The 24,395-nt window shown below is 72.7% G+C and carries 27 protein-coding genes; 3 read left to right on the top strand and 24 right to left on the bottom strand.

What is annotated here, in order from left to right:
* Nucleotides 1-4 precede the first annotated feature (4 nt).
* The 3 genes from Sru02f_RS15780 to Sru02f_RS15770 form a co-directional block, all read right to left on the bottom strand.
* Nucleotides 5-460, bottom strand: coding sequence for a VOC family protein (locus Sru02f_RS15780; RefSeq protein WP_109030653.1), 456 nt, complete (start codon nt 458-460; stop codon nt 5-7).
* Nucleotides 461-574: 114 nt separating this feature from the next.
* Nucleotides 575-1,576, bottom strand: a complete 1,002-nt coding sequence (locus Sru02f_RS15775) for an NADPH:quinone reductase (protein WP_109030652.1) — start codon at nt 1,574-1,576, stop codon at nt 575-577.
* 9 nt (nt 1,577-1,585) lie between these two features.
* Nucleotides 1,586-2,110, bottom strand: a complete 525-nt coding sequence (locus Sru02f_RS15770; RefSeq protein ID WP_109030651.1) for a DUF2269 domain-containing protein — start codon at nt 2,108-2,110, stop codon at nt 1,586-1,588.
* A 189-nt stretch (nt 2,111-2,299) separates the two neighbouring features.
* On the opposite strand from Sru02f_RS15770, the gene Sru02f_RS15765 reads away from it, so the two are divergent.
* Nucleotides 2,300-2,728 carry a hypothetical protein gene (locus Sru02f_RS15765; protein ID WP_109030650.1) on the top strand — a complete coding sequence of 143 codons (429 nt, stop codon included), beginning with the start codon at nt 2,300-2,302 and terminating at the stop codon, nt 2,726-2,728.
* A 4-nt stretch (nt 2,729-2,732) separates the two neighbouring features.
* Here the strand turns inward: Sru02f_RS15765 and Sru02f_RS15760 are convergent, their stop codons facing one another.
* Together Sru02f_RS15760 and Sru02f_RS15755 are read right to left on the bottom strand one after the other, a co-directional pair.
* Nucleotides 2,733-3,794, bottom strand: a complete 1,062-nt coding sequence (locus tag Sru02f_RS15760; protein ID WP_109030649.1) for a sugar kinase — start codon at nt 3,792-3,794, stop codon at nt 2,733-2,735.
* A complete protein-coding gene (locus Sru02f_RS15755) occupies nt 3,791-4,423 on the bottom strand; it encodes a bifunctional 4-hydroxy-2-oxoglutarate aldolase/2-dehydro-3-deoxy-phosphogluconate aldolase (RefSeq protein ID WP_109030648.1) in 633 nt (210 codons plus the stop codon). The genes Sru02f_RS15760 and Sru02f_RS15755 overlap by 4 nt, the downstream gene beginning before the upstream one ends.
* Before the next feature lie 228 nt (nt 4,424-4,651).
* On the opposite strand from Sru02f_RS15755, the gene Sru02f_RS15750 reads away from it, so the two are divergent.
* The gene (locus Sru02f_RS15750; protein WP_011027392.1) at nt 4,652-5,050 is read left to right on the top strand and encodes a hypothetical protein; all 399 of its coding nucleotides are present in this window, start codon (nt 4,652-4,654) and stop codon (nt 5,048-5,050) included.
* A 105-nt stretch (nt 5,051-5,155) separates the two neighbouring features.
* Here the strand turns inward: Sru02f_RS15750 and Sru02f_RS15745 are convergent, their stop codons facing one another.
* The gene (locus tag Sru02f_RS15745; protein WP_167469381.1) at nt 5,156-5,653 is read right to left on the bottom strand and encodes a GNAT family N-acetyltransferase; all 498 of its coding nucleotides are present in this window, start codon (nt 5,651-5,653) and stop codon (nt 5,156-5,158) included.
* A 188-nt stretch (nt 5,654-5,841) separates the two neighbouring features.
* Nucleotides 5,842-6,897, bottom strand: coding sequence for a hypothetical protein (locus tag Sru02f_RS15740; RefSeq protein WP_167469380.1), 1,056 nt, complete (start codon nt 6,895-6,897; stop codon nt 5,842-5,844).
* A gap of 224 nt (nt 6,898-7,121) precedes the next feature.
* Between Sru02f_RS15740 and Sru02f_RS15735 the strand changes: the two genes are divergently transcribed.
* Nucleotides 7,122-7,832 carry a TetR/AcrR family transcriptional regulator gene (locus Sru02f_RS15735; protein ID WP_109031437.1) on the top strand — a complete coding sequence of 237 codons (711 nt, stop codon included), beginning with the start codon at nt 7,122-7,124 and terminating at the stop codon, nt 7,830-7,832.
* A gap of 125 nt (nt 7,833-7,957) precedes the next feature.
* Here Sru02f_RS15735 and Sru02f_RS15730 read toward each other — a convergent pair whose 3' ends face one another.
* The 17 genes from Sru02f_RS15730 to Sru02f_RS15650 all read right to left on the bottom strand — a co-directional run bounded on the left by Sru02f_RS15730 (nt 7,958) and on the right by Sru02f_RS15650 (nt 24,367).
* Nucleotides 7,958-8,335: a hypothetical protein gene (locus Sru02f_RS15730; protein WP_109030645.1), complete on the bottom strand. Its 378-nt coding sequence runs from the start codon at nt 8,333-8,335 to the stop codon at nt 7,958-7,960.
* A 118-nt stretch (nt 8,336-8,453) separates the two neighbouring features.
* Nucleotides 8,454-8,963, bottom strand: a complete 510-nt coding sequence (locus Sru02f_RS15725; RefSeq protein WP_109030644.1) for a copper chaperone PCu(A)C — start codon at nt 8,961-8,963, stop codon at nt 8,454-8,456.
* On the bottom strand, nt 8,960-11,248 hold the full coding sequence (locus Sru02f_RS15720; RefSeq protein WP_109030643.1) for a heavy metal translocating P-type ATPase: 2,289 nt from the start codon (nt 11,246-11,248) through the stop codon (nt 8,960-8,962). Before Sru02f_RS15720 ends, Sru02f_RS15725 begins: the two co-directional genes overlap by 4 nt.
* Nucleotides 11,248-11,502: a hypothetical protein gene (locus Sru02f_RS15715; protein ID WP_164277046.1), complete on the bottom strand. Its 255-nt coding sequence runs from the start codon at nt 11,500-11,502 to the stop codon at nt 11,248-11,250. The genes Sru02f_RS15720 and Sru02f_RS15715 overlap by 1 nt, the downstream gene beginning before the upstream one ends.
* Nucleotides 11,503-11,699: 197 nt before the next feature.
* A complete protein-coding gene (locus Sru02f_RS15710; RefSeq protein WP_109030642.1) occupies nt 11,700-12,359 on the bottom strand; it encodes a DUF5134 domain-containing protein in 660 nt (219 codons plus the stop codon).
* Nucleotides 12,356-13,810, bottom strand: coding sequence for a PepSY-associated TM helix domain-containing protein (locus Sru02f_RS15705; RefSeq protein ID WP_109030641.1), 1,455 nt, complete (start codon nt 13,808-13,810; stop codon nt 12,356-12,358). The genes Sru02f_RS15710 and Sru02f_RS15705 overlap by 4 nt, the downstream gene beginning before the upstream one ends.
* A 191-nt stretch (nt 13,811-14,001) precedes the next feature.
* A complete protein-coding gene (locus tag Sru02f_RS15700; protein WP_109030640.1) occupies nt 14,002-14,598 on the bottom strand; it encodes a sigma-70 family RNA polymerase sigma factor in 597 nt (198 codons plus the stop codon).
* A gap of 153 nt (nt 14,599-14,751) precedes the next feature.
* Nucleotides 14,752-15,522, bottom strand: a complete 771-nt coding sequence (locus Sru02f_RS15695; protein ID WP_109030639.1) for a hypothetical protein — start codon at nt 15,520-15,522, stop codon at nt 14,752-14,754.
* A 61-nt stretch (nt 15,523-15,583) separates the two neighbouring features.
* Nucleotides 15,584-16,027, bottom strand: coding sequence for an ATP-binding protein (locus tag Sru02f_RS15690; RefSeq protein ID WP_109030638.1), 444 nt, complete (start codon nt 16,025-16,027; stop codon nt 15,584-15,586).
* Between the two features lie 70 nt (nt 16,028-16,097).
* Nucleotides 16,098-16,472 carry an STAS domain-containing protein gene (locus Sru02f_RS15685; protein ID WP_109030637.1) on the bottom strand — a complete coding sequence of 125 codons (375 nt, stop codon included), beginning with the start codon at nt 16,470-16,472 and terminating at the stop codon, nt 16,098-16,100.
* Nucleotides 16,473-16,596: 124 nt separating this feature from the next.
* Nucleotides 16,597-17,022 carry an STAS domain-containing protein gene (locus tag Sru02f_RS15680; RefSeq protein WP_109030636.1) on the bottom strand — a complete coding sequence of 142 codons (426 nt, stop codon included), beginning with the start codon at nt 17,020-17,022 and terminating at the stop codon, nt 16,597-16,599.
* Nucleotides 17,019-18,131: a cobalamin B12-binding domain-containing protein gene (locus Sru02f_RS15675; protein ID WP_373103463.1), complete on the bottom strand. Its 1,113-nt coding sequence runs from the start codon at nt 18,129-18,131 to the stop codon at nt 17,019-17,021. Before Sru02f_RS15675 ends, Sru02f_RS15680 begins: the two co-directional genes overlap by 4 nt.
* Nucleotides 18,128-19,717 (bottom strand): SpoIIE family protein phosphatase, encoded by a 1,590-nt coding sequence (locus Sru02f_RS15670; RefSeq protein ID WP_109031434.1) that lies wholly within the window; start codon nt 19,715-19,717, stop codon nt 18,128-18,130. The genes Sru02f_RS15675 and Sru02f_RS15670 overlap by 4 nt, the downstream gene beginning before the upstream one ends.
* Before the next feature lie 205 nt (nt 19,718-19,922).
* The gene (locus Sru02f_RS15665; protein WP_109030635.1) at nt 19,923-20,372 is read right to left on the bottom strand and encodes a response regulator; all 450 of its coding nucleotides are present in this window, start codon (nt 20,370-20,372) and stop codon (nt 19,923-19,925) included.
* Nucleotides 20,369-21,964, bottom strand: coding sequence for a sensor histidine kinase (locus Sru02f_RS15660; RefSeq protein ID WP_109031433.1), 1,596 nt, complete (start codon nt 21,962-21,964; stop codon nt 20,369-20,371). Before Sru02f_RS15660 ends, Sru02f_RS15665 begins: the two co-directional genes overlap by 4 nt.
* A 60-nt stretch (nt 21,965-22,024) precedes the next feature.
* A complete protein-coding gene (locus Sru02f_RS15655) occupies nt 22,025-23,221 on the bottom strand; it encodes a PP2C family protein-serine/threonine phosphatase (RefSeq protein ID WP_244941820.1) in 1,197 nt (398 codons plus the stop codon).
* A gap of 180 nt (nt 23,222-23,401) precedes the next feature.
* Entirely contained in the window at nt 23,402-24,367 is a 966-nt protein-coding gene (locus Sru02f_RS15650; RefSeq protein WP_109030633.1) for a pirin family protein, read from the bottom strand.
* Nucleotides 24,368-24,395: the final 28 nt, after the last annotated feature.

Here is a 24,395-nt window from a genome sequence, read left to right as displayed (position 1 = left end):
GGGGTCAGCCCCCGCCCGCGGGCGGATCGGCGAGGATGCCCTCCAGCAGCCCGGTGGCCTGGCCGACCTCGATCAGGTATCCGTCGGGGTCGCGCAGGTAGCACCGCAGCTCGGCCTTCCGGTCGATCGGCGGGGTGAGGAACTCGGCGCCGAGCGCGCTCCACTCACGGTGGCAGCGCTCGATGTCGGCCACCCGGATGTTGAGGAAGCTCGTCGCCGTCCCCCCGGGGTCGTCCGGCGGGCGCAGGGTGACGTCGGGTTTGTCCGGCGTCGGTCCCCCGCCCGGGTTCATGATGATCCAGCTGTTCGCGAGCTTGACGATGCACGGGTTCTCCGCGAGCACGACCTCGCCGCCGAGCACCTCGGAGTAGAAGGCACGCGAGCGCGGCACGTCGGCCACGGTGAGGAAGTGGGTGAGCAGCAGTCCCGACTCAGGTGCCGGCAGGTCTTCACGGCGCATTCCTGGACCCCCACGCTCTGGTCACGGGTTTCGGGTTCCGGTCTTCGGTCTCGGGTTTCCTTCGACATGCCCATCATGGACCGCTCGGGGCCGGCCGGAAAGACGATCAAGAGGTCAGGAGGGCCTGAGGACCAGACGCCCCCGTACCTCGCCGGCCTCCAGCCTGCGGTGGGCCTCGGCCGTCATCGACAGCGGCAGCCGGTCGGCGATGCGCGGGCGCCACGGGGTGTCGGTGAGGACGCCCACGACGCCCCGCGCCGCCTCGGCCAGGTCGGCGGTCGTGGCGTTGCTGATGGCGAACCCGACGATGCTCGCGTCCTTCGTGTAGAGCCCGCCCACGGACAGCGCGGCCGGCCCGGCGCCCAGTCCCACCATCGCGACCAGCCGCCCGCCCCGCGCCAGCGAGTCCACGGCGTCGGCGAGCACCCCGTGCCCGGACGTGTCCAGGTGCACGTCGTAGCCGTCGGGGGCGGCCCCGCGCACGCGGGCGCCGAGGTCGGGCGCGTGGTGGTCGAGGACCTCGGCGGCGCCCAGCTCACGGACCGCCGCCGCGTCCTCGGCACGCGCCGTGGCGACCACGCGGGCCCCGGCCCGGGAGGCCAGGGCGACGGCGGCGCCGCCCACGTTCCCCGCGCCGCCCCCGACGTACACGGTCTCCCCCGCCCGCAGCCGGCCGTGCCGGAACAGCGCGAGCCAGGCGGAGGCCGCCGGGTGGGCGGCCGCCACCAGGTGCTCCGGGTCGATGCCGGACGGCGCCGGGTAGAGGCGTTCGGCGGCGACCGTCGCGTACTGGGCGAAGGAGCCCTGCCGGCCCGCGTGCCCGAGGCTGTTGCACCACACCCGCTGCCCGACGGTGGGGCCGGCGGCGCCGGGCCCGGCCGCCGCGACCTCGCCCACCAGGTCACGGCCGACGACGAAGGGCAGCGGCAGCGGTGTGGCGTACGCACCGGACCGTACGAAGGTGTCCACGGGGTCGGCGGCGACGGCCGCCACCCGCACGAGCACGTCCGTGGGGCCCACCGGCGGCACGGCGAGTTCTCCGTACCGGATGGCGTCGGCCGGTCCGACGGCGTCGATGTACGCCGCCCGCATGGTCTCCGGGACTGTGCCGTTCATGGCCTCATGCTACGAACCGCCCGGAAGCGGTGCAGCCGAGGGCCGCTCGCGCAGCCGGCGGCCGCGGCGGGTGAGTCCCCAGGGCTTGAGGAGCGAGAGGACCGTCATGAACACGTAGGCGGACAGGGAGACCGCCGGCCCGAAGAGCACGTCCCCCGCGTCGGGCAGCGGCCGGCCGGCGGCCACGGCGGCGACCGCCGCGTTCACCCCGGGCCGCAGGGCGAAGAACGTGGCGACGGTTGTGCCCAGGGTCAGCCAGAACTTGGTGTACACCCACCGGTGCCGGGCGAGGCCCCACGGCGTGCCCAGGGCCAGCACCAGTCCGCTCACCAGGGTGAGCAGGGCGAGGGGGAGCAGCAGCCGGTCGGCGAACAGCCGCATGCCGCGGACGGCGGCCTCCACCGCCACCGGGGAGGTGGCGGTCGCCGCGGTGACGCCGAGCGCGAGCAGCCCGAGGGTGAGCCCGAGCCAGGCGGCGGAGGCGACGACATGGACGACCAGAAAGGCCCTGCGTGCGGGGCGGCCAAGTTTCACGTCACCCACGCTGCCGGTCGGCGGCCGCCGAGTCGTCCCGCGGCGGGAGTATCCGGTCGTACTGGCCCGGGCGTACGCGGCGGGGGCGCCGTGACCCGATCGGCGCAGGCCTCGGACGCCCGCACTGCGCGGGTCGGGCGCCCGTCCTAGCCTGGGCGTGTCTTCGAGGAATCGCCGCTAGGAGTTCCCATGCGTCTGCCCATCGAGCTCAGGCACGTCGCCCCGCGACTCGCCACCGGGGCCTTCATTCTCAATTCCGGCCTGGCCAAGCGGGGGGCCGATGAGCAGACCGCCGCCATGATGCACGGGATGGCGAAGAACACCTATCCGTTCCTCGGCAGACTGCGGCCGGCGACCTTCCTGCGCCTGCTCTCCGCCGGTGAGATCACGCTCGGTGCGGCGCTGCTCCTGCCGGTCGTGCCGACGGCTGTCGCGGGCATCGGTCTGACCGCCTTCTCGGCCGGGCTGGTGGGTCTGTACCTGCGCACCCCGGGCATGCGCGAGGAGGGCAGCCTGCGCCCGACGCAGGACGGGACGGCCCTGGCGAAGGACACCTGGATGCTCGGCATCGGGATCGGTTTCGTCGTCGACGGAGCCACCAGCAGGGCGTGCTGCTGACGCCCTACGACACCGGTGCCCGGCACCAGTCCTGCTCGGTGAGGGACAGCATGGCCGCGACGGTGTCCTCGTCGGGCAGGGGCCCGTGGTCCCCCACCACCTTCAGCGCCGACGCCGCGGTGATGTGTCCCAGGCGCAGGGCCCGGGTGAGGTCCGTACCGCGCCACAGTCCGGCGAGGAATCCGGCGGCGAACGCGTCGCCCGCGCCCACCGGTTCCACGACCTCGGTGGCCGGCGCGGGCACGGTGCACGCGCCCTGCCCGGTGAACGCGGTGGCGCTCCGCCCGCCGTCCTTGACGACGAGGACGCGCGGGCCGCTCAGCAGCCGGCGGACGTCCGGCGCGGTCAGGCCGGCGCCCCACAGGTCCTGGGCCTCGTCCAGGCCGACGAAGGCGATGTCGGCGCGGTCGGCCAGGTCCCGGAGCACCTCGGCGGCCGTGTCCGGCGGCCACAGCGCGGGGCGGTGGTTGACGTCGAAGCTGACGGCGTGGGTGCGCCGCGCAGGCGGAGTGCGCAGTGCCCGTTCCACCAGGGCCCGGCAGGACGGGGAAAGCGCCGGGGTCACCCCGGTCAGGTGGAGGAGGGCGGCCCCGCCGAACCGTTCGTCGTCCAGGACGTCGGGGCCGAGCGCCGAAGCCGCCGAACCCCGGCGGTAGTAGTGCACGCGGGTCCCGGCGGCGCCCGGCTCCTTCAGGAGCAGGCCGGTCGGCCGTGCCGGGTCGGTGCGCACTCCGGAGACGTCCACGCCCGCCCGCGCGACGGCCGCCCGCACCCGCCGGCCGAGCGCGTCGTCGCCGAGTGCCGAGAGCCAGGAGACGGGCAGGCCCAGGTCCGCGAGGTACATGGCCACGTTCGACTCGGCGCCCGCCACCGACAGGCGCAGGGACTCGGTGTCGTCCAGCGAGTCCGACGGGGCCGGGGCCATGGCCGCCATGGTCTCCCCCAGACACACCACCGGTCCCCGCGGCGGCCGCCAGTGCCCCGTGGCCGGACCGGCCGCGTCATCCCCGGGCCCGCGTACCGGGGTGTCGTCGTGCTCCTCGGGCGCGGGCCGTGCGGCGGTCACGGACGGGTCTCCCGTACGGCGGCGCGGAAGGCGCGGGCCCGGGTGCGGAGGCCGTCGAGGCTGCCTCCGTCGGCGGCGTCACCGATCAGCGGGGAGCCGACCCCGACCGCGGTGGCACCCGCCGCCAGATGGGCACGGGCCGCCGCCTCGTCGACACCGCCGACGGGCACGAGGGTCTCGTGCGGGAAGGGGCCGCGCAACGCCTTCACGTAGGCGGGTCCACCCGCCTGGGCCGCCGGGAAGATCTTCAGCGCGGTGGCGCCGAGGGCGCGCGCGGTGATGACGTCGGTGGGCGTCATGACACCGGCCAGGACGGGCAGGCCCCGTTCGCGGGCCGCCGTGACCCCCTCCCCCAGCCCCGGCGTGACCGCGAAGTCGGCGCCGGCCCGGTGGGCGGCCACCGCGTCGTCCGCGCCGAGGATCGTCCCGGCGCCCAGGGGCCGGTCGGGGCCGAGGGCCGCTCTGGCGCGTTCTATGACCCGGAGGGCGTCCTTGCCGGTCAACGACACCTCGATGAGTTCCACGCCCTCCTCCGCCAGCGTCAGCACCGTGCGCAGCGCGGCGTCGGCGTCGTCTCCGCGCACGATGGCGACGAGGCGGTGTGCGGCCAGGGCAGCTCGCAGATCCACAGACTGGTCTCCTACTCCGGGGCATCGGGGGCACGGGCCGGCCGGCCCGCAGCGGCAGTCGACGGCCAGGGTAGGACGCCGCCGCACCTGGCCGGAGGCCGGGGTGACATCCCGTTACGTACGGGGTGTTTCCGGCACGAACCCGAGGCGATGTCCAGGTTGTGCGTTTTGCGCCATTCCTCATGGTGACCCGAGTGGAGGACATCCACGTGCGACGAGGTGAGGAACATGCTGGTGCTGGGTCTCCTGCTCATGGCGGGCGCCGCCGCCTTCGCAGGCCTGCTGATCGCGTACAACCTGTCCGGCGGTCCGGACTACACCGTGACCCTGCTCGGGAGCGAGCCATTCACGATCAGTACGCTCGGGGCGTTTCTCGGCGGCATCGCCCTGACACTGATCTTCGGCCTGGGCATGTGGATGCTCCTGGCCGGGACCGTCCTGGCACGCCACCGCGGCAAGAAGCGCCGCCGGGACCGTGAGACCGCCGAGCAGGCCGCCGCCGAGCGCGATGCGATGGCCGGACGGCTGGAAGGCCGGGGCAGCACGAACGACGCGGCCGAGCCGGCCGGACACCGGCGCCCCGCCGCGCACCGACCGCAGTGGCTGCGTCCGCACGGCCACCACTGACCGGCCGGACAGGGGCCGACCGGCCCGGCTCACCCGCCGGACCGGTCGGCCCCTCCCGTGTGCGCTCCGCCGACGGGCCGGTAGATGCGTTGGAGGCGCCGGGGGTCATTCCGGGGCGACGCGGAACTCGAATTCGGGACGGTCCCAGGGCACCGCGGGCGGACTCGCGAGAGCGGTCCCGGTCCGCACCGCACCGGCGCGGTGGTAGAAGCCCTCGGCGGGGAGATGCGACACGACCCTGACCCGGTCGAGCCCGGCGGCTCGGGCCTCCGCCCGCATGTGCGCGACGAGCAGCCGTCCGATACCCCGTCCCTGCGCTTCGTCGGCGACGAACAGCAGGTCGAGCTCCGGTGGAGCGAGGACGAGCGAGTAGAACCCGAGGACCCGGCCTCCCTGGCCGTCGGCGCCGTCGGCACCGACGGCCACGAAGACACGGTGGGCTTCGATGTAGTCGGGCCCGACCCGGTAGCCCGCGACCGCGGCCGCGTACTGGCCCGCGTAGGCGCCTGAGCCGCGCACGAGCCGAGTGAGCCGTTTGGCATCCCGCGCGACGGCCCTCCGTATCGTGATCGGCGGGCTGACCGGGGAAGTGCGAGGGCTCATACGCAGAGTATTTCCCATGGTGGCGCGCCTCGTGCGGCGGAGGTCGTGGCGAGGGTGCGGGCTTGGTCGTGGGCGGCCGTCACGGACGCCTGGTGAAGGGAACGAGCGGGGTGAGGGCCGGGGCGTGGCCATAGTCGGCTCGGGCGTCACGGTGGTGACGTCCAGGGCGACTCAGGGTTGTACTCCCCTCACACCGCCGCCGGAGTGTCGCCGGCCTTGCTTCCGGCCTTCCCGTTGCGACGACGGTCCGCGGCGAACATGAGGGCGACACCGGCGAGGGTCCACAGGCCCAGGACGAGTGCCGGCCCGCCCGCGCCGGTCCCGTCGTAGAAGGCGTTGGCGCGCAGCAGGCTGCCGGAGGCGCCGGGCGGCAGGAGCTGACCGAGCGTGGACCAGCCGTCGGGCAGCCAGTACGGGCCGGTGGTGAGCCCGGAGAGCGGGTTGCCGAGGAACATCATCACGACGGAGCCCACACCGAACCCGGCGTAGCCGAGCAGCGACTCCAGCCCGAGGAACGGAACGGCGAGCGCGGCCATGCCCAGCCCGAGACCGAGGGATGTGACCCAGTAGTCGCCGTCGAGGGTGCCGATACCGAACTGGAGGACGGCGGTCACGGCGGCTCCACCGGCCAGCGCGAAGGCGACGACCCCGGCGAGACGGGTCCGCAGATTGGCGTGGCCGGGGAAGAACTGGAGCAGGGCGATGGCGGGCAGCATGCCGCCGAAGATCATCGGCAGCGCGGCGGAGGCGAGTCCGGTGCCCCGCGGGTCGTCCTTCGGGAAGGGCACCACGTCGTGGACGGTCGCGGAGACGTGCTGCTGTTCGGCGAGCGCGGTGCCGAGCCCGCTGATCGCGTTGCTGATCATCTGGCCGCCCGCCGTCGCCGTGTAGACGGTCAGGCCGTCCCCGTCGAAGGCGAGGCCGCCCACGGCGTCACGTTCCTCGACGGCACGGACCAGGGCACGGGAGTCGCCGTACGCGGTCACCTCCCAGTCGTCGCCGGGGAGCTGCTTCTGCACGGCGGCCACCGCGGACTGCGGGCCCGTGACGCCGAGCGGAGCGTGGTGGGGGCCGCCGTTGGCGGACGGCAGACCGAAGGCGCACAGCATGAGGGTGATCGCGGCGGTCAGGCCGACGACGATGGCGGCGAGTTTCGCGACGAGCCCCCGGCCACCGGGCGGACCGGCTTCCGGGGTGTTGCCACTCGGCTGTGAGGTGGTGGATGCGTCGAGGTTGGCAGTCATGGCAACCGTTCCGTAAAGGTGCTCCGCCCCGGCAGAGGGGCGGAACGGCGGACGAAGTGCGGGAGGCGTCCGACTCGGCCCGTGGGTCGGGGCAGGCGGAACGGACACCGGTGGCCGGGCACGCTCGGTGACGCCGACGACTTCACTATATAACTCATCGGGCAATGAGTTCATCACGTGATGAGTTTCGAGGGGCGGAGTTCGGAGCGGGCATGATGGGGGGCATGGAGAGCGTCAGCGATACGCGTGAGGTGGCTGGTTCCGGCCGCGAGCAGGCCGGGGACACGGCGGGCACGGCCGCGGCGGCCGGTCCAGCGACTGGTCCGGCGGCCGGTCGGGCGGCCGGTCGGGCGACGAAGCACGCCGGGGGCAGGCGGCCCGGGGAGACCCTTACGCGGGAGGCGATCCTCGCAGCGGCACGGGTCTGTTTCGCCGAGCGCGGTTTCGACGCGACCAGCCTGCGCCGCATCGCGGAGACGGCGGGGGTGGACCAGTCGCTGGTGCACCACTTCTACGGCACGAAGGAGAACCTGTTCCTCCAGGCGCTGGAACTGCCGGGGAAGATCGAGGAGGCCATCACCGCCGCGGCGCAGGGCGGACTGGACGGGGTCGGGGAACGCGTGGTGCGCGCCCATCTGTCGGTGTGGGACGACGTGTCGTCACGTCCGGCACTCATGACCATGGTGCGCTCGGCCGCCATTCACCGTGCCGCCGCCGCCCGGCTGCGCGAGACCGCGACCGGCATCCTGGCGCGCGCACTCGGCGGGGTGATCACGGGCGAGGACGCGATGCTCCGGACGAGCATGGTCGCCACACAGCTCGTCGGGCTCGCCATGATGCGGTACGTGGCGCATCTCGAACCCCTCGCCTCGGCCGACACCGACACGGTGGCCCGCCACTACGGCCGCGCTGTTCAGGCGATCGTGGCGGACTGAACCGGCGACCACCCGTCACGCGCGGGCACCGTCGCACCACTCCCCCGGTGCACTGACGGCGCCGGCGTGCGCCTCGAGCCGTGGCTCGCAGCCACCCTGCGCCGTGAGGGCTTCCACGGGATGGCTCAGGAGGCGGCCCGCTCGATGTCCCCCGCGAAGACGATGACCTGGTCGATGAGGCTCCGTCGCAGATGGACGATGTCCGTTCCCGCTAGGCGGGGGCCTCCGTCGGGTGTGGTGAAGACCCACTGGTACCGGGCCCATTCGTCAGGCATGTCCACCGCGGAACAGCGCACCATGGTGCCGGGCCCCGCCGGGTGGCGCCGGATGTCCAGCACGAACCGCTCGACCTCCGCGATTCCCTCGCTGCGACCCAACGGTCCCCAGAAGACCACGTCCGAGGTCAGGGCCTGGGAGAGCAGGGCTGTCACATAGCTGTCGTCCGAGGCGTTGAACGCGGAGATGAACATGTCGATCGCGGAGCGTGCGGTCTCTTCCTGCATGCCCCAGTAATACCAGCCGTTTCGGGTGCGCTGCCCCCACGGGTGTTCCTCGTCGAGATCGCAAGTCCGCGCGGTGCGTTGACCGCTGACGACCGCGAGGAACTCGCCGGCGGCGTCGTCAGGATCCCGGCCGGACGACCACCGCCAGCACCTCCATGCGCCCACTGTGTTCGAAGTGAAGGGTGAAGGGCACCAGATCGCCCGCCTCCCAGCGTGCCGCGACCGGGACGGTCACATCGCTGCCGAGCGGCGACATGTCGAGGGTGCCTTCGGCGGGGACGGGGAGCGACTCCGTGGGCCGGCGGTAAGCGGCCCCGCCGGCGGTCATCCGGTGACTGCTGAGCGAGATGCCCCCAGGCACGTCGGACGAAGTCACCCCGACCAGCCGGTCCTGGGCGCCCCCGGTGTTGATGATCTCGAAGAACGCCGCCGTCTCCGGAACTCCTCGGGACGGGAGGAAGAGCCGTGCGTCGGTGACACCGATGCGTGCGGGGGTACCGGCGTTGCCCGTAACGGTCCAGACCGCGAGCGCGCCCAGGGCCAACACGCAGGCGCAGATCGGTGCCAGGGCGGCCAGGGCCGTGTCCGCGAGTCGGCGCGGCGTGGGGGTCCAGGCGGAGGGTGTCATCGAAGGCTCTCCCCGCGGGCGGTCGAGTCGGACAAACGGCTGCGGACCCGTGACGGCTGCCAGGCACGCAGCCGCAGGCTGTTGCCGACCACGAGGAGTGAGCTGACGGACATCACCGCGGCGGCCAGCATCGGGTTGAGCAGGCCGACCATGGCCGGCGGCACGGTCACGACGTTGTATCCGAAGGCCCACAGCAGGTTGACTCGGATGGTGGCCAGCGTGCTGCGGGAGAGACGGACGGCGTCGGCGAGGGCGTCGATGTCTCCCCGGACCAGGGTGACGTCGGCGGCTCCGATCGCCACGTCGGTGCCGGTGCCCATCGCGATGCCGAGGTCGGCTCCGGCCAGGGCCGCGGCGTCGTTGACTCCGTCTCCGACGACGGCGACCCGGTAGCCCTGTTCTCGTAGTTCGCGGACGAGCCGGGCCTTGTCCTCGGGGGTGCGGCGGGCGTGTACGTCGTCGATGCGCAGGGCGGTGGCGACGGCGCGGGCGGATGCCTCCCGGTCTCCGGTGGCCAGTACCGGCCGTACGCCCAGGCGCCGCAGCCGGTCCACGGCCCGGTAGCTGCCCGGCCGCAGTACGTCGCCGACCTCGACGAGCGCCTCGGTCACCCCGTCGACGCGGACCACGACGGGCGTGTGGGCGGCCGACTCCGCGCCGGACATCGCCTCGTCGAGCGGTACGGGCAGCTCGTCGTCCGGAGCCGTGACCTCCACGAGGCGTCCTTCGACCTTGCCCCGCACGCCCCGTCCCGGCAGAGCGGCGAAGTCGGTCACCTCCGGCAGCGTCCCCTTCGGCATGGTGCGCCGGGCGTACGCCGTGACGGCTTGGCCCAAGGGGTGTTCGGAGCCCTCTTCGACCGCACCGGCCAGCCTGACCGCCTGCTCCTCGCCGATGCCCCGGGGCATCGCCGTGACCCGGACGACGCTCATGTGTCCGGAGGTCAGGGTGCCGGTCTTGTCGAGGACCACGACGTCGATGTGCCGCAGTCCTTCCAGGGCCTGCGGACCGCTGACCAGGACGCCCAGTTGGGCGCCACGGCCGGTGGCTGCCATCAGGGCGGTCGGGGTGGCGAGGCCGAGGGCGCAGGGGCAGGCGACGACCAGGACGGCCACGGACGCGGTGATCGCCGCCTGGGGAGCGGCACCGGCGCCGAGCCAGAAGCCGAGGACGGTGGCGGCCAGGGTGAGCACGACCGGGACGAAGACGCCGGCGACCCTGTCGGCGAGGCGCTGTGCCCGCGCCTTGCCCGCCTGCGCCTCGGTGACCAGGTGGGTGATGCGGGCAAGTCGGGTGTCGGCGCCGACCGCGGTGGCCCGCACCGCCAGCAGGCCGCCGACGTTCACGCTGCCGGCGATCACGGCCGTGCCGGGAGCGACCTCGGCCGGTTCGCTCTCCCCGGTGACCAGGGAGAGATCGACGGCCGAACTGCCTTCGACGACCGTGCCGTCGGTGGCCACGCGTTCTCCGGGCCGCACGACGAAGACCTGCCCCACCCGGAGGTCCTCGACCGGGATGCGACGCCCGCCCGTGCCGTCGCGTACGGCGACCTCCTTGACGGCCAGCTCCGCCAGTGAGCGCAGGGCCGCTCCGGTGCCACGGCGGGCCCGCGCCTCCAGGTACCGGCCCGCCAGGACGAACAGGGGGACGCCGACGGCCGCCTCCAGGTAGACGTGGGCGACGCCGTCCGACGCCGTCGGCACCAGGCTGAAGGGCATCCGCATGTCCGGGTCGCCGGCGCCGCCGAGGAACAGGGCGTAGGAGGACCAGGCGAAGGAGGCCACGACACCCAGCGACACCAGGGTGTCCATGGTCGACGTCGAGTGCCGCAGTGCCCGCGCCGCCCGCCGGTGGAAGGGCCAGGCTCCCCAGGCCACGACGGGCGCGGCGAGCACGAAGCACAGCCACTGCCAGTTGCGGAACTGCCAGTCGGGGACCATGGACAGGACCAGCACGGGGACGGCGAGCAGGGCCGTGACCGTCAGCCGGTCGCGTTCCCGCCGTGCCTCCGTCCCGGCGTCGACATCGCTCCCGCGGCGCCGCTCTTCGACGGGCTGGGGCAGCGCGGCGGTGTATCCGGCCTGTTCGACGGCGGCGACGAGCCGCTCCGGGAGCACCTCGGGCGGATGGTGCACCCGGGCCCGCCCGGTGGCCAGGTTCACGCTCGCGCTGACGCCGTCCAGCTTGGCCAGCTTCCGCTCCACCCGCGTCACGCAGGCCGCGCAGGTCATGCCGCCGACAGCGAGGTCGGTCACCTCCTGTACGGACGTCGGTTCGCCGGCCATCAGTGCCCGCCCCCGTGGTTCATGCCGCCCATGTCGTCGTCTTCCGTGTCCGTGCCGCCGTCCCCTTGACCGTCCTGGGTGATCCCGGGGCCGTGCATGCCGGGGGCGACGGGGCCGACGCCCCTGCCGACGGCGTAGGAGGCGGCGAACGCCAGTGCCAGCAGCACGAGGAACCCGAACAGGGCGGGAGGCGGCACGATGCGGTGCACCGGGCCGGGCTGCGCACGGGAAGCGGATTGCCGTGTCTGCGCCATCTGTCGACTCTCCCGATCGGCTCGCGCGTCGTACGGCTTCCACTGGACCGAGCCGCACCGGTACAGGAGTCGGACGCGTCGGCACGTGAGTTCCCCGGGATGAAAGTGACGCCTGTCACCGGGCGGGACCGCGGGTGGGCCGGGACCGTACTCGCAGGTGCCCGCCAAGTCCCGCGGGGACGCCGCCCGGCCACCCCCTACGCGAACAGGGCGAACATCACCGCCATGCCCAGCGCCATCACCGCGTGGCAGGCCGGGTCGAGTGCTGCGGTGGTGTCCGTACCCGCCGGTGCCGGACCGCCCCCGGGCAACGGTGCCTGCCCCCGGGCGAGGTCGAGGGCCCGGGCGAGCCAGACCAGGCCGATCGCGGTCAGGGCCACGGCGAGCAGGGCGGACGCCACGCTCGGTCCCGTGCCGGTGAGGCTCATGGAGGCGAGACCCGCTCCGGAGGCGGCGTGGCCCTCGTGCCCGCCGTGGCCCGTACCGCCCCCGTGACCCGCCGTCGCACCCGAACTCCCCATCGCCGCGACCATCCAGGCCATGGCGCCCATCATGAGGGCGTGCGGCCAGGCGGCCTTCACCGCTCCGGCCCTGGAGTGCTCACCGGGCCGGACGAAGGAGGCCGCGACGAACCACAACGCACCCGCGGTGAACAGGACCACCTGGGGTGCCACGGCCAGGTCCATGCCCCACGGCCAGGCCATCGCGATCATGAGGACACCCATCGCGGCGTGCAGCAGGTGGCCCACCCGTCCGGTGACGTCCGTCGTCGGCCGGACCAGCTGCCACAGCCCGTACAGGGCGGGTGCGGCGAACATCAGCGTCAGAATCCAGCGGAGTCCGCTCGCGGCGATCACGCGGCGGCCCCCGTCCCGCGGCGCCGCACCACGCCCACCGTCACGTCCACGACGAGGAACACCAGCAACGGCAGCCCGAACAGGGGCAGGTAGTAGCCGATGACGGCGGCGAGCACCACGGCGGGGGCCAGGAGGCGTCCCGGTATCCGCCGCCAGGCGCCGCGCGCGGGCGCACGGCCGAGAGCGAAACCCTCGCTGCGGGTCGGACGGCGCAGCCACCACATGCGGTACCCCCACAGGATCATCGCGATCAGCCCGGTCGCGAGCAGCGCCAGGAGGATCTGGTTGACCAGGCCGAAGAGCAGACCCATGTGGGCGTCGATGCCCCATCTCGTCAGCTTGGCCAGTACGGGGAAGTCGTCGAAACGCAGGGCCTGGGTCACCTCGCCGGTGGCCGGGGCGACCGCCACCGAGTCCTGCCGTACGGGCCAGGAACGGGTGTTCTCCTTCACGACGTACACGGTTCCGGCCTCGGCGGGCGGGGTGACGACCAGCACGCCGCGCAGGCCTGCGTCCTGCGCGGAGGCCACCGCCGCGTCGATGCCGACGTCCGTTCTCCCGGCGTCTTCCTTTCCGCTGCCGACGGCGGGAAGCGCGGTGGACACCGCGGGTGTGGAGCCGCCCAGCGCGTCCTGGACCTCTCCGATGCTCGCGCCCGCGTGAGCGGACCAGGTCAGGCCGGTCGCCGACAGACCGAGCAGGCCGATCGAGGCCCACAGTCCCACCGCACCGTGCCACGACATCGTGCGCCGCCGCCCCTTGGCACCACCGCCCGGCACCGCCAGACGCCGCAACCGCCGCCGGTTGCGCGGAGTGCCCGCCCACAGGGCCAGCCCGCCGAGCACCTCCACCCACAGCCAGCTGGCGGCGAGTTCGCTGTAGTTGCGGCCGAACTCGCCCAGGTGCAGGTTCCGGTGAAGGTCGTCGAGCCACGCTCGCGCCGGCAGCCACTGCCCGAACGTTTCCAGGGTGCCCAGTACCTCGTGGTCGTACGGGTCGACGAACGCGGTCAGCGTGTAGCCCTCGGCCAGCCCGTCCTTGCTGAAGGCGACGCGGGTGGAGTCGGAGGGCCCGGCCCCCTTGGTCACCGACAGCAGCGTGCCGTCCGGGACGGCGCGTTCGGCCGCGGCCACCTGCTCGGCGAGCGGTTCCGCCGAGCCCCGCGGCGTCACCTTCAGCTCGTGCTCGTAGAGGATCGACTCGATCTGCGGTGTGGCCGTGTAGGCGAGTCCGGTCACCGCGGCGACGAGGAGGAACGGGCCGATGACCACGCCGGCGTAGAAGTGCAGGCGCAGCAGCAGGGGACGCAGACTTCCCCAGGTCGTACCGCTGCCGTCACCGGTCGCCGTCAGGGGCTTGGTGGCTCCGTCCGACCGGGCCGGCAGGACTTCGGCCGCCGCGCTCGCCGGTGGCGTCACCGGTGTGTCCGGCAGCGGTGGGCTCTCCGACATGTGCGTCTCTCTTCTCTCCCGGTCGACCCACCGAAGTGGTGCTCGCAGGAGGAGTCGGAGGGAGGCCACCGCGAGTTCCCCGAGTCGAATGTGACGCCCGTCGCGCAACGGCTCGGTGCCGACCGGGAGTTCCGGCCGATGCCCGTTGCATCGAGGGCGCCGGGCATCGGCCGGAGAGCTCTGATCGGTCGTCAGGCCGCGGCCGGCTCCACCGGGTGGCGGGTGACGGCCTCGTCCGCGGCCCACTCGGCCAGGGCGGTCCGGGCACGGGACACCCGGGAACGCACCGTGCCGACCGGGCACCGGCTCAATTCGGCGGCCTCGGCGTACGGCAGCCCCAGGAGCTGGGTCAGGACGAACGCCTCACGGCGCTCACCGGGCAGGGAGTCGACCAGCTCCCACAGCGCGATGCCCTCGTCGAAGCCGGGAAGCCCGGTCGGCTGGGCGCGTTCGGCAGCGGCCTGCCAGTCCTCGGTGCACGCCGTCCGGGGCCGGCACGCGGCGCGGCGCAGACTGTCGACGACGGCCCGGCGGGCGATCGACAGCAGCCACACGCGCGCCGAGGAACGCCCCTCGAACCGGGGCAGTGCCGTGAGGGCGCGCAGGAACGTGTCCTGGGTCAGGTCGTCCGCCGTCTGCACGTCGTCGGCGAGGTACGCCACGTAGCGGCGCACATCGCGTTGCAGCGCCCGGACGAGGCGGTCGACCGCCTCGCTGTCGCCCGCGGCGGCGGCGAGCGCCCAGGCGGTGACCGTCTCGTCGGTCACGGTGGGCAGAGCAGGGGTCATGGTCCTGTGGGTCCTTCCTGGGTCCCGCGCACACCGGCCGGGCACGGCACGGTGACCGTCGGCGGAGGCACGGGTGAGGGGGAGAGTCCCGCCGCGCGGTGGCGCGGACGGGAGACCGCGGCCGCGCGGAGGGCGGTGGCGGTGTTCCGGCTGTCAGACGACAGCGGTCTCCCCGGGAGGGCCCCGGGTGGTGAGGACGTGGACGAGCAGGAGCTGCCGCAGCCGCCACCTCGGCCGCGGAGCCGGCCGGAGCGAGGGCGGAGCGGGAGGGGGGCAGAGCACGGCCAGGACCAGCCGCAATGGCACGAACGCACGGTCGGCGCAGGCGCGGACCGTCTTGAAGATCGCGCTCTCGCCCTGGGCCAGCCACAGTCCGCACAGCAGAGCGGCCAGCAAGTGGGCGCCCAGCATGCCCCAGGAGGACATGCCGGCCATGTGCGTCATGTCATGCATGCCGCCCGTTCCGGCCATGGATGCCACGCCGTGGCCGACCGACGCCAGGCTGTCGGCCCCGTGGGTGCCCGCGTGTTCCGGGTGGCGCAAACCCGCGGCTACCGCGATGTCATGGGCCCGGACAGCCTGGGCGGGTGTCGGGACCGGGCCGCAGAGGAACTGGTCGGCCCACTGCCGCAGGGACTGCGTAGCGTCCGGTGCCGCAGCCGGCCGGCCGCCGGACTGCGCGAGCGTGAAGGCGAGGTGCAGGCAGGCCTGCACGGCGACGGTCAGACCGGCCACCGTACGGCGACGCCGCTCGTGGGCCCCGATGGCCCAGCCGACGGCCCCGACGGCCGAGGCGCCACAGAGGAGTACCCACCAGGGCAGCCCCTCCCCCGACATCAGCACGTGTCCGAGGGCGGCGAGCACCACGCAGACGGCGGCGAACACCGCGGCCCGCAGCACACGCAGAAACCCTCCGACCGACATGGCGCCCCATCCTGACACCCGGTGAACGAGCACCGGCACCGGGGGACCCGCCCGGCCGATGCTAGTGAAGGCCGGCAGGGCCCCGTTGACGTCGTTCTTCGGCCAGACCGGTGCGGGTGCCGGTGTCGATGACGGCCTCGATCGTCTTTCCCGTCGCCACCGGCGTTATCGCCACGTGGCGACTGAGCCGGCGTATCAGCGACCAGCCGAAGCCCCCCGGGGCCAAGGGGCGGCTGTGCGGTACGGCGCGGGGCAGGTCCGGTGAGGCGTCGGTGACGCTGATGGTGATGGTGTCGTCCTTGAGGCAGGCGTCGAAGGCGGTCAGGCCACCTCCGTGCCGGTGGGCATTGGTGATCAGTTCAGTGACCACGAGCAGGACGTCGTCGATGGTCACGGGCAGGGTGTCGGGGGCACGGGCCAGCAAGAGCTCCCGGACGTGAGCACGGGCGGTCGCGGCGCTGAAGGGCGGCTGCAGCCGACCGTATTCGGTGTCCGTGGTGTTCATATACGCCTTTCATCCCGCTCGCCCGCGAAGCCTGGTTCGCGGCTGCCCGGGGCCGTGCGATGTACACCGTTCACTGTCGGCGAGAGCTGGACTTGCGGGCGTGGACCGTTTCCGTGGCGGTCGGAACCGTCTGCGTCACGGTGAAGGCACGGGCGACGTCGGTCAGATCCAGCAAGCGCTGGAGAAGCGGTGTGACTTCGGCGAGTACCAGGGGGATGCCGGACTTCTGGTGCCGGGACCGGGCAGCGAGCAGCGTGTGCAGGAACGAGGAGTCGGCGAAGGTCACCTCGGCGAGGTCCACCACGGTGCCGGAGGTGCTGCTCTCGGCGGGGAGGGCGAGAGCATGCGCCAGAGCTTCGGCCCCCTCGGCGTCGAATTCTCCGACGACCCGAACGATCCGCACGTCATCGACCACGGTGACGGTGACTTCGGCTTCGACGCTCATACCGCCATTCTCCTTGGGCGCCGGACGGTTGGGGAGACCGGGGGTGAGCCTGCCACTCGCCGGCCGTGCGGGAGCGTGGCGTCGAGGCGGGACGGGCAGGGTGGCGGGACGCGACGTCGGTTCTTCACGGCTGCGCCGGCGGACGGGGGGCGCGTGCCGCGGCGGCGTGGCCCTGCTCGCCGCCGTTTCCTCGGTCGGTGTCGTGCGCGTCGGACGCGGCGTCGCCGAAGACGTGACTGGTGCCGGTCGTCTCGAACAGCCGTTGGAGGGCCGCGGGACGATTCGTCAGGTGCAGCCGGGTGCCGACTTCGGTGGCGTGTCGATGGATCATCAGCAGGGAGGCCAGGCCCAGGGAGTCGCACAGGGTCAGGTGCTCGCAGTCCAGGCGGAGCCGGCGGGGAGCGGGCTCGGTGCGCAGGCAGTCCGCCGCGGTCCTGGTGAGTTCCTCCGCGGTGTCCCAGTCGAGATCGCCCGTGATGCGGATACGGGCGTTCCCGTTGTCGTCCCAGGTCGTGGTCAGGCCGAAGCTGTCGTCGTAGTGCGTGGTCATGCGTCGTCACGGAGCCGGGGGATCGTGTGGGGGTGCGAGCTGCCGTCGAGCGCTGCGCGGCCCCGGGTGAGCAGGGCGAGGGCGCGGGGGAAGTCCCGCAGTTCGTCCTGGAGCAGGGCCAGAGCGGGGTCGAGTACCCGCGCGGGTACCCCGCGGGCCCGCAGGATGTCGCCGGTCCAGTCGAGGAAGCCGGTGAACAGGCGGGTGTCGTCGAGGTAGAGGGCGGTGGCGAGGAAGTCCAGGATGTGAGCGACGTCTTCGGCCGTGCGTTCGCGCTGGGCGTCTGTGTAGGCGCCCATGGCGGGCAGCCGCTCTTCCAGCCCGGCCAGGGTGTTCTTCACCAGCCGGCGTTTCGCACGCACGACCATGGTGTACTCCTGGTCGGCCAGGTGAGGCAGGTCCTCCAGCGGCTGCCGCATCGCGCCGGTGTCCGGGCGGGACAGTCCGCGGTCGAGGAGGGTGGCGGCGGTGCGGGCGTCGGGGGCCCATGCGTCGGCACCGAGCCGACGGGCGTACCGGCCGTCGGTGGCGAAGGCCGCGCCCCCGGCGATGACGGGCACGCCGGTGGCCTGGGCTGCGGTGATCGCCGCGTGGGCGCTGGGCAGGCGGGTGGCGAGGGAGGAGGACAGCGCGAGCGCGGTGGGAGCGGTCTGGTGCAGGTGGGCGATCAGGTGCGGGGTGGGGACCTGCGCGCCGAGGAAGTCCACCCGGTGGCCGTGCAGCCGCAGGACCTCGGCCAGTATCCGGGCCGGCAGGGCATGCCACTCGCCGTCCACACAGGCGACCGTCACCAGGCTGGTCCCGCCCGGGGTGGCCGCGACGGGTGTGCGGTGGGCCATGGCGGCGATGATCCGGTCGTGGATGGCGGTGGCCGCGTGCTCCTGGGCGACGCTGAACCGGTCGGCGGCCCACTCGGCGCCGACCCTTCCCTGTACCCGAGCGATGACTTCCAGCAGGACGTCCTCGGCGTCGGCTCCGGCGTCCAGGGCGGCGAAGACCACCTGACCGGCGGCGTACTCGTCCCGCTGGCTCACGGCCTGCCACAGGTTCTCGCGGGCTCGCTCCAGCAAGCCGGTCCTGTCCGTGCGGGTGATGGGAGAGGGGGTCACGCGGTGTACCTGCCCGGGGTGTGTCCGTCCACGGCTGCCAGATGCGTGGTGTGGGGCGCGGTGATCGCCATGACGGCGATGTCGTCGTGCCGGTTGTCGTCGATCCACTCGGACACGAGCATCTGGACACGTTCGACGACGGCTTCGGCGGGCAGGCCGGCGCACTCTCCGAGCGCGGCACGCAGGCGCTCCTCGCCGAACATCGCCTCGCCCAGTGGTCCGCCCTTCGCCTCGGTGACACCGTCGGTGAACAGCAGACACGTTTCGCCCGGCGCCAGGCTGGCCTCGACGGTGGTGGACCTGATGTCGGGCAGTACGCCGATCAGCGTGCCCGAGGTCGCCGCTTCCCGCACCGTGCCGTCGCGCCGGAGGATCAACGGCGCGGGGTGGCCGGCGCTGGTCAGCCGTAGCCGGGTGAGGCTGCCCTGCCGCAGCACCGAGGCCAGGACCAGGGTTGCGAAGCGGGTGTGCCGGCTGTTGATGAGGGCCCCGTTGAGCAGTGCCAGCAGTTTCTGGTGATCGTCGGCCATCGGCAGCAGCGCCTGGAGCGTATTGCGGATCTTGCCGGTCAGGACGGCGGCATCGAGGCCCTTGCCGCACACGTCGCCCAGTACCGCGAGGATCTCGTCGTCGGGTCCGGCTCCGGGATGCACGTCGTAGAAGTCCCCTCCGACGCGTTCGGTGTCCTTCGCCGTGCGGTAGCCGCCCGCGAACTCCACTCCCTGTGCCTGTCGCAGCAGGGGAGGCAGCAGGTCGGCCATGAGTGTGGCGGTGACGTCGGCCTGGCCCTGGTAGAGGCGGGCAGCGGACAGCGCTGCTCCCGCCCGGGCGGCGAACACCCGGGCGAACGTTTCCTCAGCGGGGCCGAACGCGTCACGGCCGCTGCGACGCAGCAGGATCAGCGCCCCGGCCGGGAAACCGGGGCCGGGCAGTGGAGTGACGACCACTGATCCGACCGGGCCGGTGAAACCGTCCGGAACCGCCCAGTCGGGCAGCACCGCCGGATCGATCCACCGCGACGGCACGGGCGGGAAGCCCTGCAGGGCCTCGGCCAGACCGGGCACCGTCGACGGGTCCATCTGCAGCGAGCGGTGCGAGACGCTTCCGTCGAATCCGATGGCCAGCGGATGGCGTTTGCCGGCCGCGGGGGCGACCAGGACGGCCGCGTCGGCCAGATGTTCGGCAGCCAGCGTCACGGCCAGCTCCGTGCACCGGTCGAGATTCAACGAGGCCAGCATCTGGGTCGACGCCTCCGTCAGGAAGGCGTTGCGCTCCTGTTCACTGCGCAGCGCCGCCTGGGTCCGTGCCCGTTCGGTGTCGTCGGCAAGCCACCACACCACGGTGCCGTCCGGTCCCAGGGTCGCGTGTCCCTCCAGCGACCACTGCGCGTGACGGCCGCGCACCGGCTCTGTCGAGTCCTCACCGGTGAGGACGACCCGCTGGTGCGCCTCGGCGAGCCAGGAGGGCGCCACATCCGCCAGGCGGGCTCCGCGCAGTGGCTCCGGGAACAGGGCCGCGGCCCGCGCGTTGGCCTCCACCACGACGCCGACGGCGTCGGCGACCAGTACCGGGCAGGGCGCCCGCATCCACGACGCGCCCACGGACGAGGTCACATGCTCCGGAATACGCGACGAACTGTCTGAGCCGGTCGGACTCAATCGAGTGACTCCTCAGGACGCGGGTCGGCTTCCTTCCGCGGCGGCTTCGACAACCGGCCGACGCGGGCGTACCTGCCTTCCCAAGTACCAGCACCGAGGGTACTCATCGCGACCGTACAGGCAAACCGCCGTGTCAGGCCGGGCGCCGGGGCAGGCGTACCACCTGCACGAAGAAGTCGTCGATCTGGCGGACCGCGGCGATGAACTGGTCCAGATCGACGGGCTTGGTGACGTAGGCGTTCGCGTGCAGCTTGTAGCTGCGGAGAATGTCCTCCTCGGCCGACGAGGTGGTGAGCACCACGACGGGGATGTCGCTCAGATCCTGATCGGACTTGATCTTCTCCAGCACCTGACGCCCGTCGTACTTGGGCAGGTTGAGGTCGAGCAGGATGAGGTCGGGCCGCGGGGCCTCGGCGTGCCGGCCACGTCGGTAGAGGAAGTCGAGGGCTTCCTCGCCGTCCCGCACGACGTGCAGGGTGTTGCCGATCTTGTTGTCCTCGAACGCCTCGCGGGTCATCAGCTCGTCGCCCGGGTCGTCCTCGACGAGGAGCACGTCGATGGGGGTGGCGTCATAGGTGGTCATGACAGGGTCTTGTCCTCGGTGTGGGAGTCGGTGCCGTCGGCGGTGCCGCCGCCGGAGGGCAGGGTGAAGCAGATGCGAGTGCCGCCGGTGTGGCCGGTGTCGAGCCGGATGTGACCGCCGTGGTGTTCGACGATCTTCTTGCACAGGGCCAGTCCGATGCCGGTGCCGCCGTAGGCGTCCCGGCCGTGCAGCCGCTGGAAGATGACGAAGACCTTCTCCGCGAACTCCTCGGGAATGCCGATGCCGTTGTCGGTGACGCACAGTCGCCAGGTACCGGGGCTGTCCGCGTCCTCTTCGCAGGTGATCCCGACCTTCGGGACGCGGTCGGGGTGCCGGAACTTGACGGCGTTGCCGACCAGGTTCTGCCAGACCATGCCCAGCAGCATCGGATCGCCGACCACCTTGGGGAGCCGCTCCGGTCGTTCGACGTGTGCGCCGGTCTCCGTGATGGCCGTGTCCAGGTTGGCCAGGGCCTTGGTGAGGACCTGGTCGAGGTCGACTTCGACCCGGGCGTCGTTGAGGCGCCCGACCCGCGAGAAGGTGAGCAGGTCGTTGATGAGTACCTGCATGCGCTTGGCCCCGTCGACGGCGAAGTCGATGTACTGCCGGCCGCGGTCGTCGAGTTCGTCGCCGTACCGCTTCTCCAGCAGCTGGCAGAAGGAGGCCACCTTGCGCAGCGGTTCCTGCAGGTCGTGGGAGGCGACGTAGGCGAACTGCTCCAGTTCGGCGTTGGAACGGCGCAGTTCCACTGCCTGAGCGTCCAGGTCGGCGGTCTGCCGGGTGAGTACCTCCTGCTGGCGGTGGGAGGCGTCGAGCTCGGCGACGATCCGCTGCCGCATGCCCTCGACCGCGTCCGCCACCGCGGCGAGGTCGGCCGGCCCGCCACCGAGGATCACATGGTCGAAGTCACCGTCGCTCACCCGGCGGGAGGCTTCGCCGAGGGCCTGGACGGGACGGTCCACCAGCACCTTGATGAGGACGGCCAGAACCCCACCGGCCAGCAGGAAGACCACCACCATGGCACCGAGGATCACGTTGCGATCGGTACGTGCCCCGGCGAGGTCCTCCTTGCCGTCCGCCACGGCCTCGGCAAGGTCCGCGTTCTGGGTCTCCCAGGCGTCGCGGATCTCGTCGAAGACCTTCTTCCCCCGCTCAACCGTGGCCCGGACGGACGTTCGGGGCTCGCCGGAGGACACGTCGGCCACGAGCGGCTCGGCGTAGGTGCGCCGCCAGTCGGCCGCCTGGCGCTCCACCGCCTCCAGGTCCGCGAGCAGCCGGGGCTGGTCCCCGATCAGCTCACGCAGCCGCGCCGCCGCCCGGGTCTCCTCCGCCTTGCCCTGCGTGTAGGGGGCGAGGAACTGGCGGTCGCCGGCGATGGCGTAACCGCGCGCCCCGGTCTCCTGGTTGATCAGCGCCGCCTGCAGTCTGTACGTCTCCGTCTGAGCCGGCTGCAAGCGGTCGGTCAGCCGGTCGGTGACGTCCGACGTCTCCTCCAGCAGCCGGGCACCCACGACGCTGCCGCCCACCACCATGAGCACCATCAGCGCCAGGACCACCTGGAACCAGCCCTGCACCGTCAGCCGCCGGCCCATGCGCCGACCGCCCGTCTCCTCACCCACCGTGTTCTCCGACACCGTTCTCGTTCGCCCGTCTCATTTCCAGCGCAGGTGCAGCACGGCCACGTCGTCGGCCAGGCCGCCCTGGCTCTCCGCAAGTGATTCGGCCCGCTCGATCAGCTCGTCGACGAAGGCGTCCGGGGGCAGGGTCGCCACCTCCCGCGCCATGTGCAGCAGCCTTTCCTCGCCCAGCCGCTCCCTGCCACGGCCGATGTGTCCCTCGAAGAGCCCGTCGGTGAACAGCACCAGGGCCGCGTCCTGCGGCACCTTCAGTTCCTGCACCGGCCAGCGCGCGGCATCGGGTACGACGCCCAGCGCGGGACCGCCGTCGACCTCCACCCACTCCACTCGGTCGCCGGTGCGCAGCAGCAGTCCGGGGTGCCCGGCACGGATCATCCGCACATGCGGTTCCCCCGGTCGTCTGGTGAGGCTCGTCAGCGTGGCGAAGACCTGCGGTCCGCCGCGCTCGGCCACCAGGATCTCCTCCAGCCGGGCTATCTGTTCGGCGCCGGTGACGCCGCTGAGCACGAGGGTGCGCCAGGCGATGCGCAGTGCGACACCGAGGGCCGCCTCGTCGGGCCCGTGTCCGGAGACGTCGCCGATGAGCGCGTGTACGGCGCCGTCGGTGCTCTGCACGATGTCGTACAGGTCGCCGCCGAGCAGTGCGTGCGCGCGGCCGGGCCGGTAGCGGGTCACGACGTCCACCGTGGCGTCGTGCAGCAGGGGGCGGGGCAGCAGGCCGCGCTCCAGCCGGGCGTTCTCCTGAGCCTGCATCTGACTCGCCTGCAGGGCCACGGCCGCCTGCTCGGCCTGCTTGCGCTGGATCGCGTAGCGCACCGCCCGCCCGAACAGCTCGGGCTCGACACGCCCCTTGACGAGGTAGTCCTGGGCCCCGGCCGCGACCGCCGCCAGTCCTGTCTCCTCCTCCGCGAGGCCGGTGAGCACGACGACGGCGACCTGATCGGCGTGGACTCGAATGCCGGACACCGCTTCCAGGCCCTGGGTGTCCGGCAGGTTCAGATCCAGGAGGACGCAGTCGGGTCTCTGGACCGCGAGCGCCTCGCGTGCCTCGGCCATCGAACGGACCCAGCGCAGGTCCATCTTCACCGTGCTGTCGGCGACGAGTTCCTCCACCAGCAGGGCATCCCCCGGGTCGTCCTCGACCAGCAGAACCGAGGTCTCCCGCCATTGCCAGGATGTCCCCGAGTCGTCACTCCCGCCGGACGAGGGCACACGTATGCCCCATGGTTGTGCCACCGACACGATGCTCCCGTCTTCCCGCCCCCTGCGTCGGGCAGGCTCCTGCTGCCGAAGAGCACCCGCCGACAGTTTACTGGACCCAGGACCGGTGCGGGACGGCCGGCGACGCCGACCGGTCGGTGCCGGCGTCGCACCACTCGGCCGTCTACCGGGTCAGCGCAGCCTGCCCCGCGGCTTCAACGGCACCGCCGGCAGTTCCGGTGCGGGCAGCGGAGCACCGTCGTAGCCCTTCACCTCCCCGAACCGGGAGCCTTCCGTCCAGTCCCGGCGGGCCTGCTCGATCTCCTCCTGGGACCGTCCGATCCAGTTCCAGAACATGATCAGCTCCTCGTCGAACGGCTCGCCGCCCAGGAGCATCAGCCCCGCGTCCGAGTCGGCCCGCAGGGGCAACCCGTCGCGGCCGCAGCCGAGGTAGAGCATCGAGCCCGGCACCAGGGGCACGCCGTCGACGTGGGCCTCGCCGCTCATGGCCAGTACGGCGTACTCGAAGTCCCGTTCCAGCGGCAGGCGTACGTCCGTGCCGCCGGTGAGGGCCAGGTCGGCGCCGACGAGCGGGGTGTACGTGGTGCCGGGCGAGGTGGCGGTGTCGAGGGTGCCGAGGAGCACGGTGGCGGCCAGGCCCGGGGCGGTGACCCGGGGCAGCTCGGCGTGGAACTCGAAGCGCGGGTCGGTGTGGCGGTGCGCGTCCGGGAGGGCCACCCACAGCTGCGCGCCGTGCAGGAGGCGCGCGTGCGGGCGCGGGCTCTCCTCCGAGTGGCTGATCGCGCGGCCGGAGGTCATCAGGCCCAGCTGGCGCGGGCGGATGGTCTGCAGGCTGCCGGTGGAGTCGCGGTGCAGTACCTCGCCCTCGTGCAGCCAGCTCACCGTCTGCAGGCCCATGTGCGGATGCGGTGGCACCTGCATGCCGGGCTCGTCGGCGATGTCGTCGGGGCCGTAGTGGTCGACGAAGCACCAGGCGCCGACCATGCGCCGGCCCAGGTTGGGCAGCAGTCGGCGGACCTCGGTGGACTCGCCGAGCTTGACGTTGCGAGGGCTGAGAAGTTCCCGTACGGGCTCCGTCACCACGAAGCCGCGGCCGCCGCAGAGACTGGGTACGGCCTCGCGATCAAGGTTGCTCATGCCGCCCAACCTAGACCCGGCGGGGCCT

The organism is Streptomyces rubrogriseus (genome assembly GCF_027947575.1).
Classification (GTDB): Bacteria; Actinomycetota; Actinomycetes; order Streptomycetales; family Streptomycetaceae; genus Streptomyces; species Streptomyces rubrogriseus.
The sequence above is the reverse complement of the archived record's forward strand: the minus strand, read 5'-3'. Positions and strand labels throughout refer to the sequence as shown.

Coding starts and splice junctions, on each gene's coding strand:
- Sru02f_RS15780 (WP_109030653.1), bottom strand. CDS start 460: ATGCGCCGTGAAGACCTGCCGGCACCTGAGTCGGGACTGCTGCTCACC.
- Sru02f_RS15775 (WP_109030652.1), bottom strand. CDS start 1,576: ATGAACGGCACAGTCCCGGAGACCATGCGGGCGGCGTACATCGACGCC.
- Sru02f_RS15765 (WP_109030650.1), top strand. CDS start 2,300: ATGCGTCTGCCCATCGAGCTCAGGCACGTCGCCCCGCGACTCGCCACC.
- Sru02f_RS15750 (WP_011027392.1), top strand. CDS start 4,652: ATGCTGGTGCTGGGTCTCCTGCTCATGGCGGGCGCCGCCGCCTTCGCA.
- Sru02f_RS15745 (WP_167469381.1), bottom strand. CDS start 5,653: ATGAGCCCTCGCACTTCCCCGGTCAGCCCGCCGATCACGATACGGAGG.
- Sru02f_RS15740 (WP_167469380.1), bottom strand. CDS start 6,897: ATGACTGCCAACCTCGACGCATCCACCACCTCACAGCCGAGTGGCAAC.
- Sru02f_RS15735 (WP_109031437.1), top strand. CDS start 7,122: ATGGAGAGCGTCAGCGATACGCGTGAGGTGGCTGGTTCCGGCCGCGAG.
- Sru02f_RS15730 (WP_109030645.1), bottom strand. CDS start 8,335: ATGCAGGAAGAGACCGCACGCTCCGCGATCGACATGTTCATCTCCGCG.
- Sru02f_RS15725 (WP_109030644.1), bottom strand. CDS start 8,963: ATGACACCCTCCGCCTGGACCCCCACGCCGCGCCGACTCGCGGACACG.
- Sru02f_RS15720 (WP_109030643.1), bottom strand. CDS start 11,248: ATGGCCGGCGAACCGACGTCCGTACAGGAGGTGACCGACCTCGCTGTC.
- Sru02f_RS15715 (WP_164277046.1), bottom strand. CDS start 11,502: ATGGCGCAGACACGGCAATCCGCTTCCCGTGCGCAGCCCGGCCCGGTG.
- Sru02f_RS15705 (WP_109030641.1), bottom strand. CDS start 13,810: ATGTCGGAGAGCCCACCGCTGCCGGACACACCGGTGACGCCACCGGCG.
- Sru02f_RS15700 (WP_109030640.1), bottom strand. CDS start 14,598: ATGACCCCTGCTCTGCCCACCGTGACCGACGAGACGGTCACCGCCTGG.
- Sru02f_RS15695 (WP_109030639.1), bottom strand. CDS start 15,522: ATGTCGGTCGGAGGGTTTCTGCGTGTGCTGCGGGCCGCGGTGTTCGCC.
- Sru02f_RS15690 (WP_109030638.1), bottom strand. CDS start 16,027: ATGAACACCACGGACACCGAATACGGTCGGCTGCAGCCGCCCTTCAGC.
- Sru02f_RS15685 (WP_109030637.1), bottom strand. CDS start 16,472: ATGAGCGTCGAAGCCGAAGTCACCGTCACCGTGGTCGATGACGTGCGG.
- Sru02f_RS15680 (WP_109030636.1), bottom strand. CDS start 17,022: ATGACCACGCACTACGACGACAGCTTCGGCCTGACCACGACCTGGGAC.
- Sru02f_RS15670 (WP_109031434.1), bottom strand. CDS start 19,717: ATGCGGGCGCCCTGCCCGGTACTGGTCGCCGACGCCGTCGGCGTCGTG.
- Sru02f_RS15665 (WP_109030635.1), bottom strand. CDS start 20,372: ATGACCACCTATGACGCCACCCCCATCGACGTGCTCCTCGTCGAGGAC.
- Sru02f_RS15660 (WP_109031433.1), bottom strand. CDS start 21,964: ATGGGCCGGCGGCTGACGGTGCAGGGCTGGTTCCAGGTGGTCCTGGCG.
- Sru02f_RS15650 (WP_109030633.1), bottom strand. CDS start 24,367: ATGAGCAACCTTGATCGCGAGGCCGTACCCAGTCTCTGCGGCGGCCGC.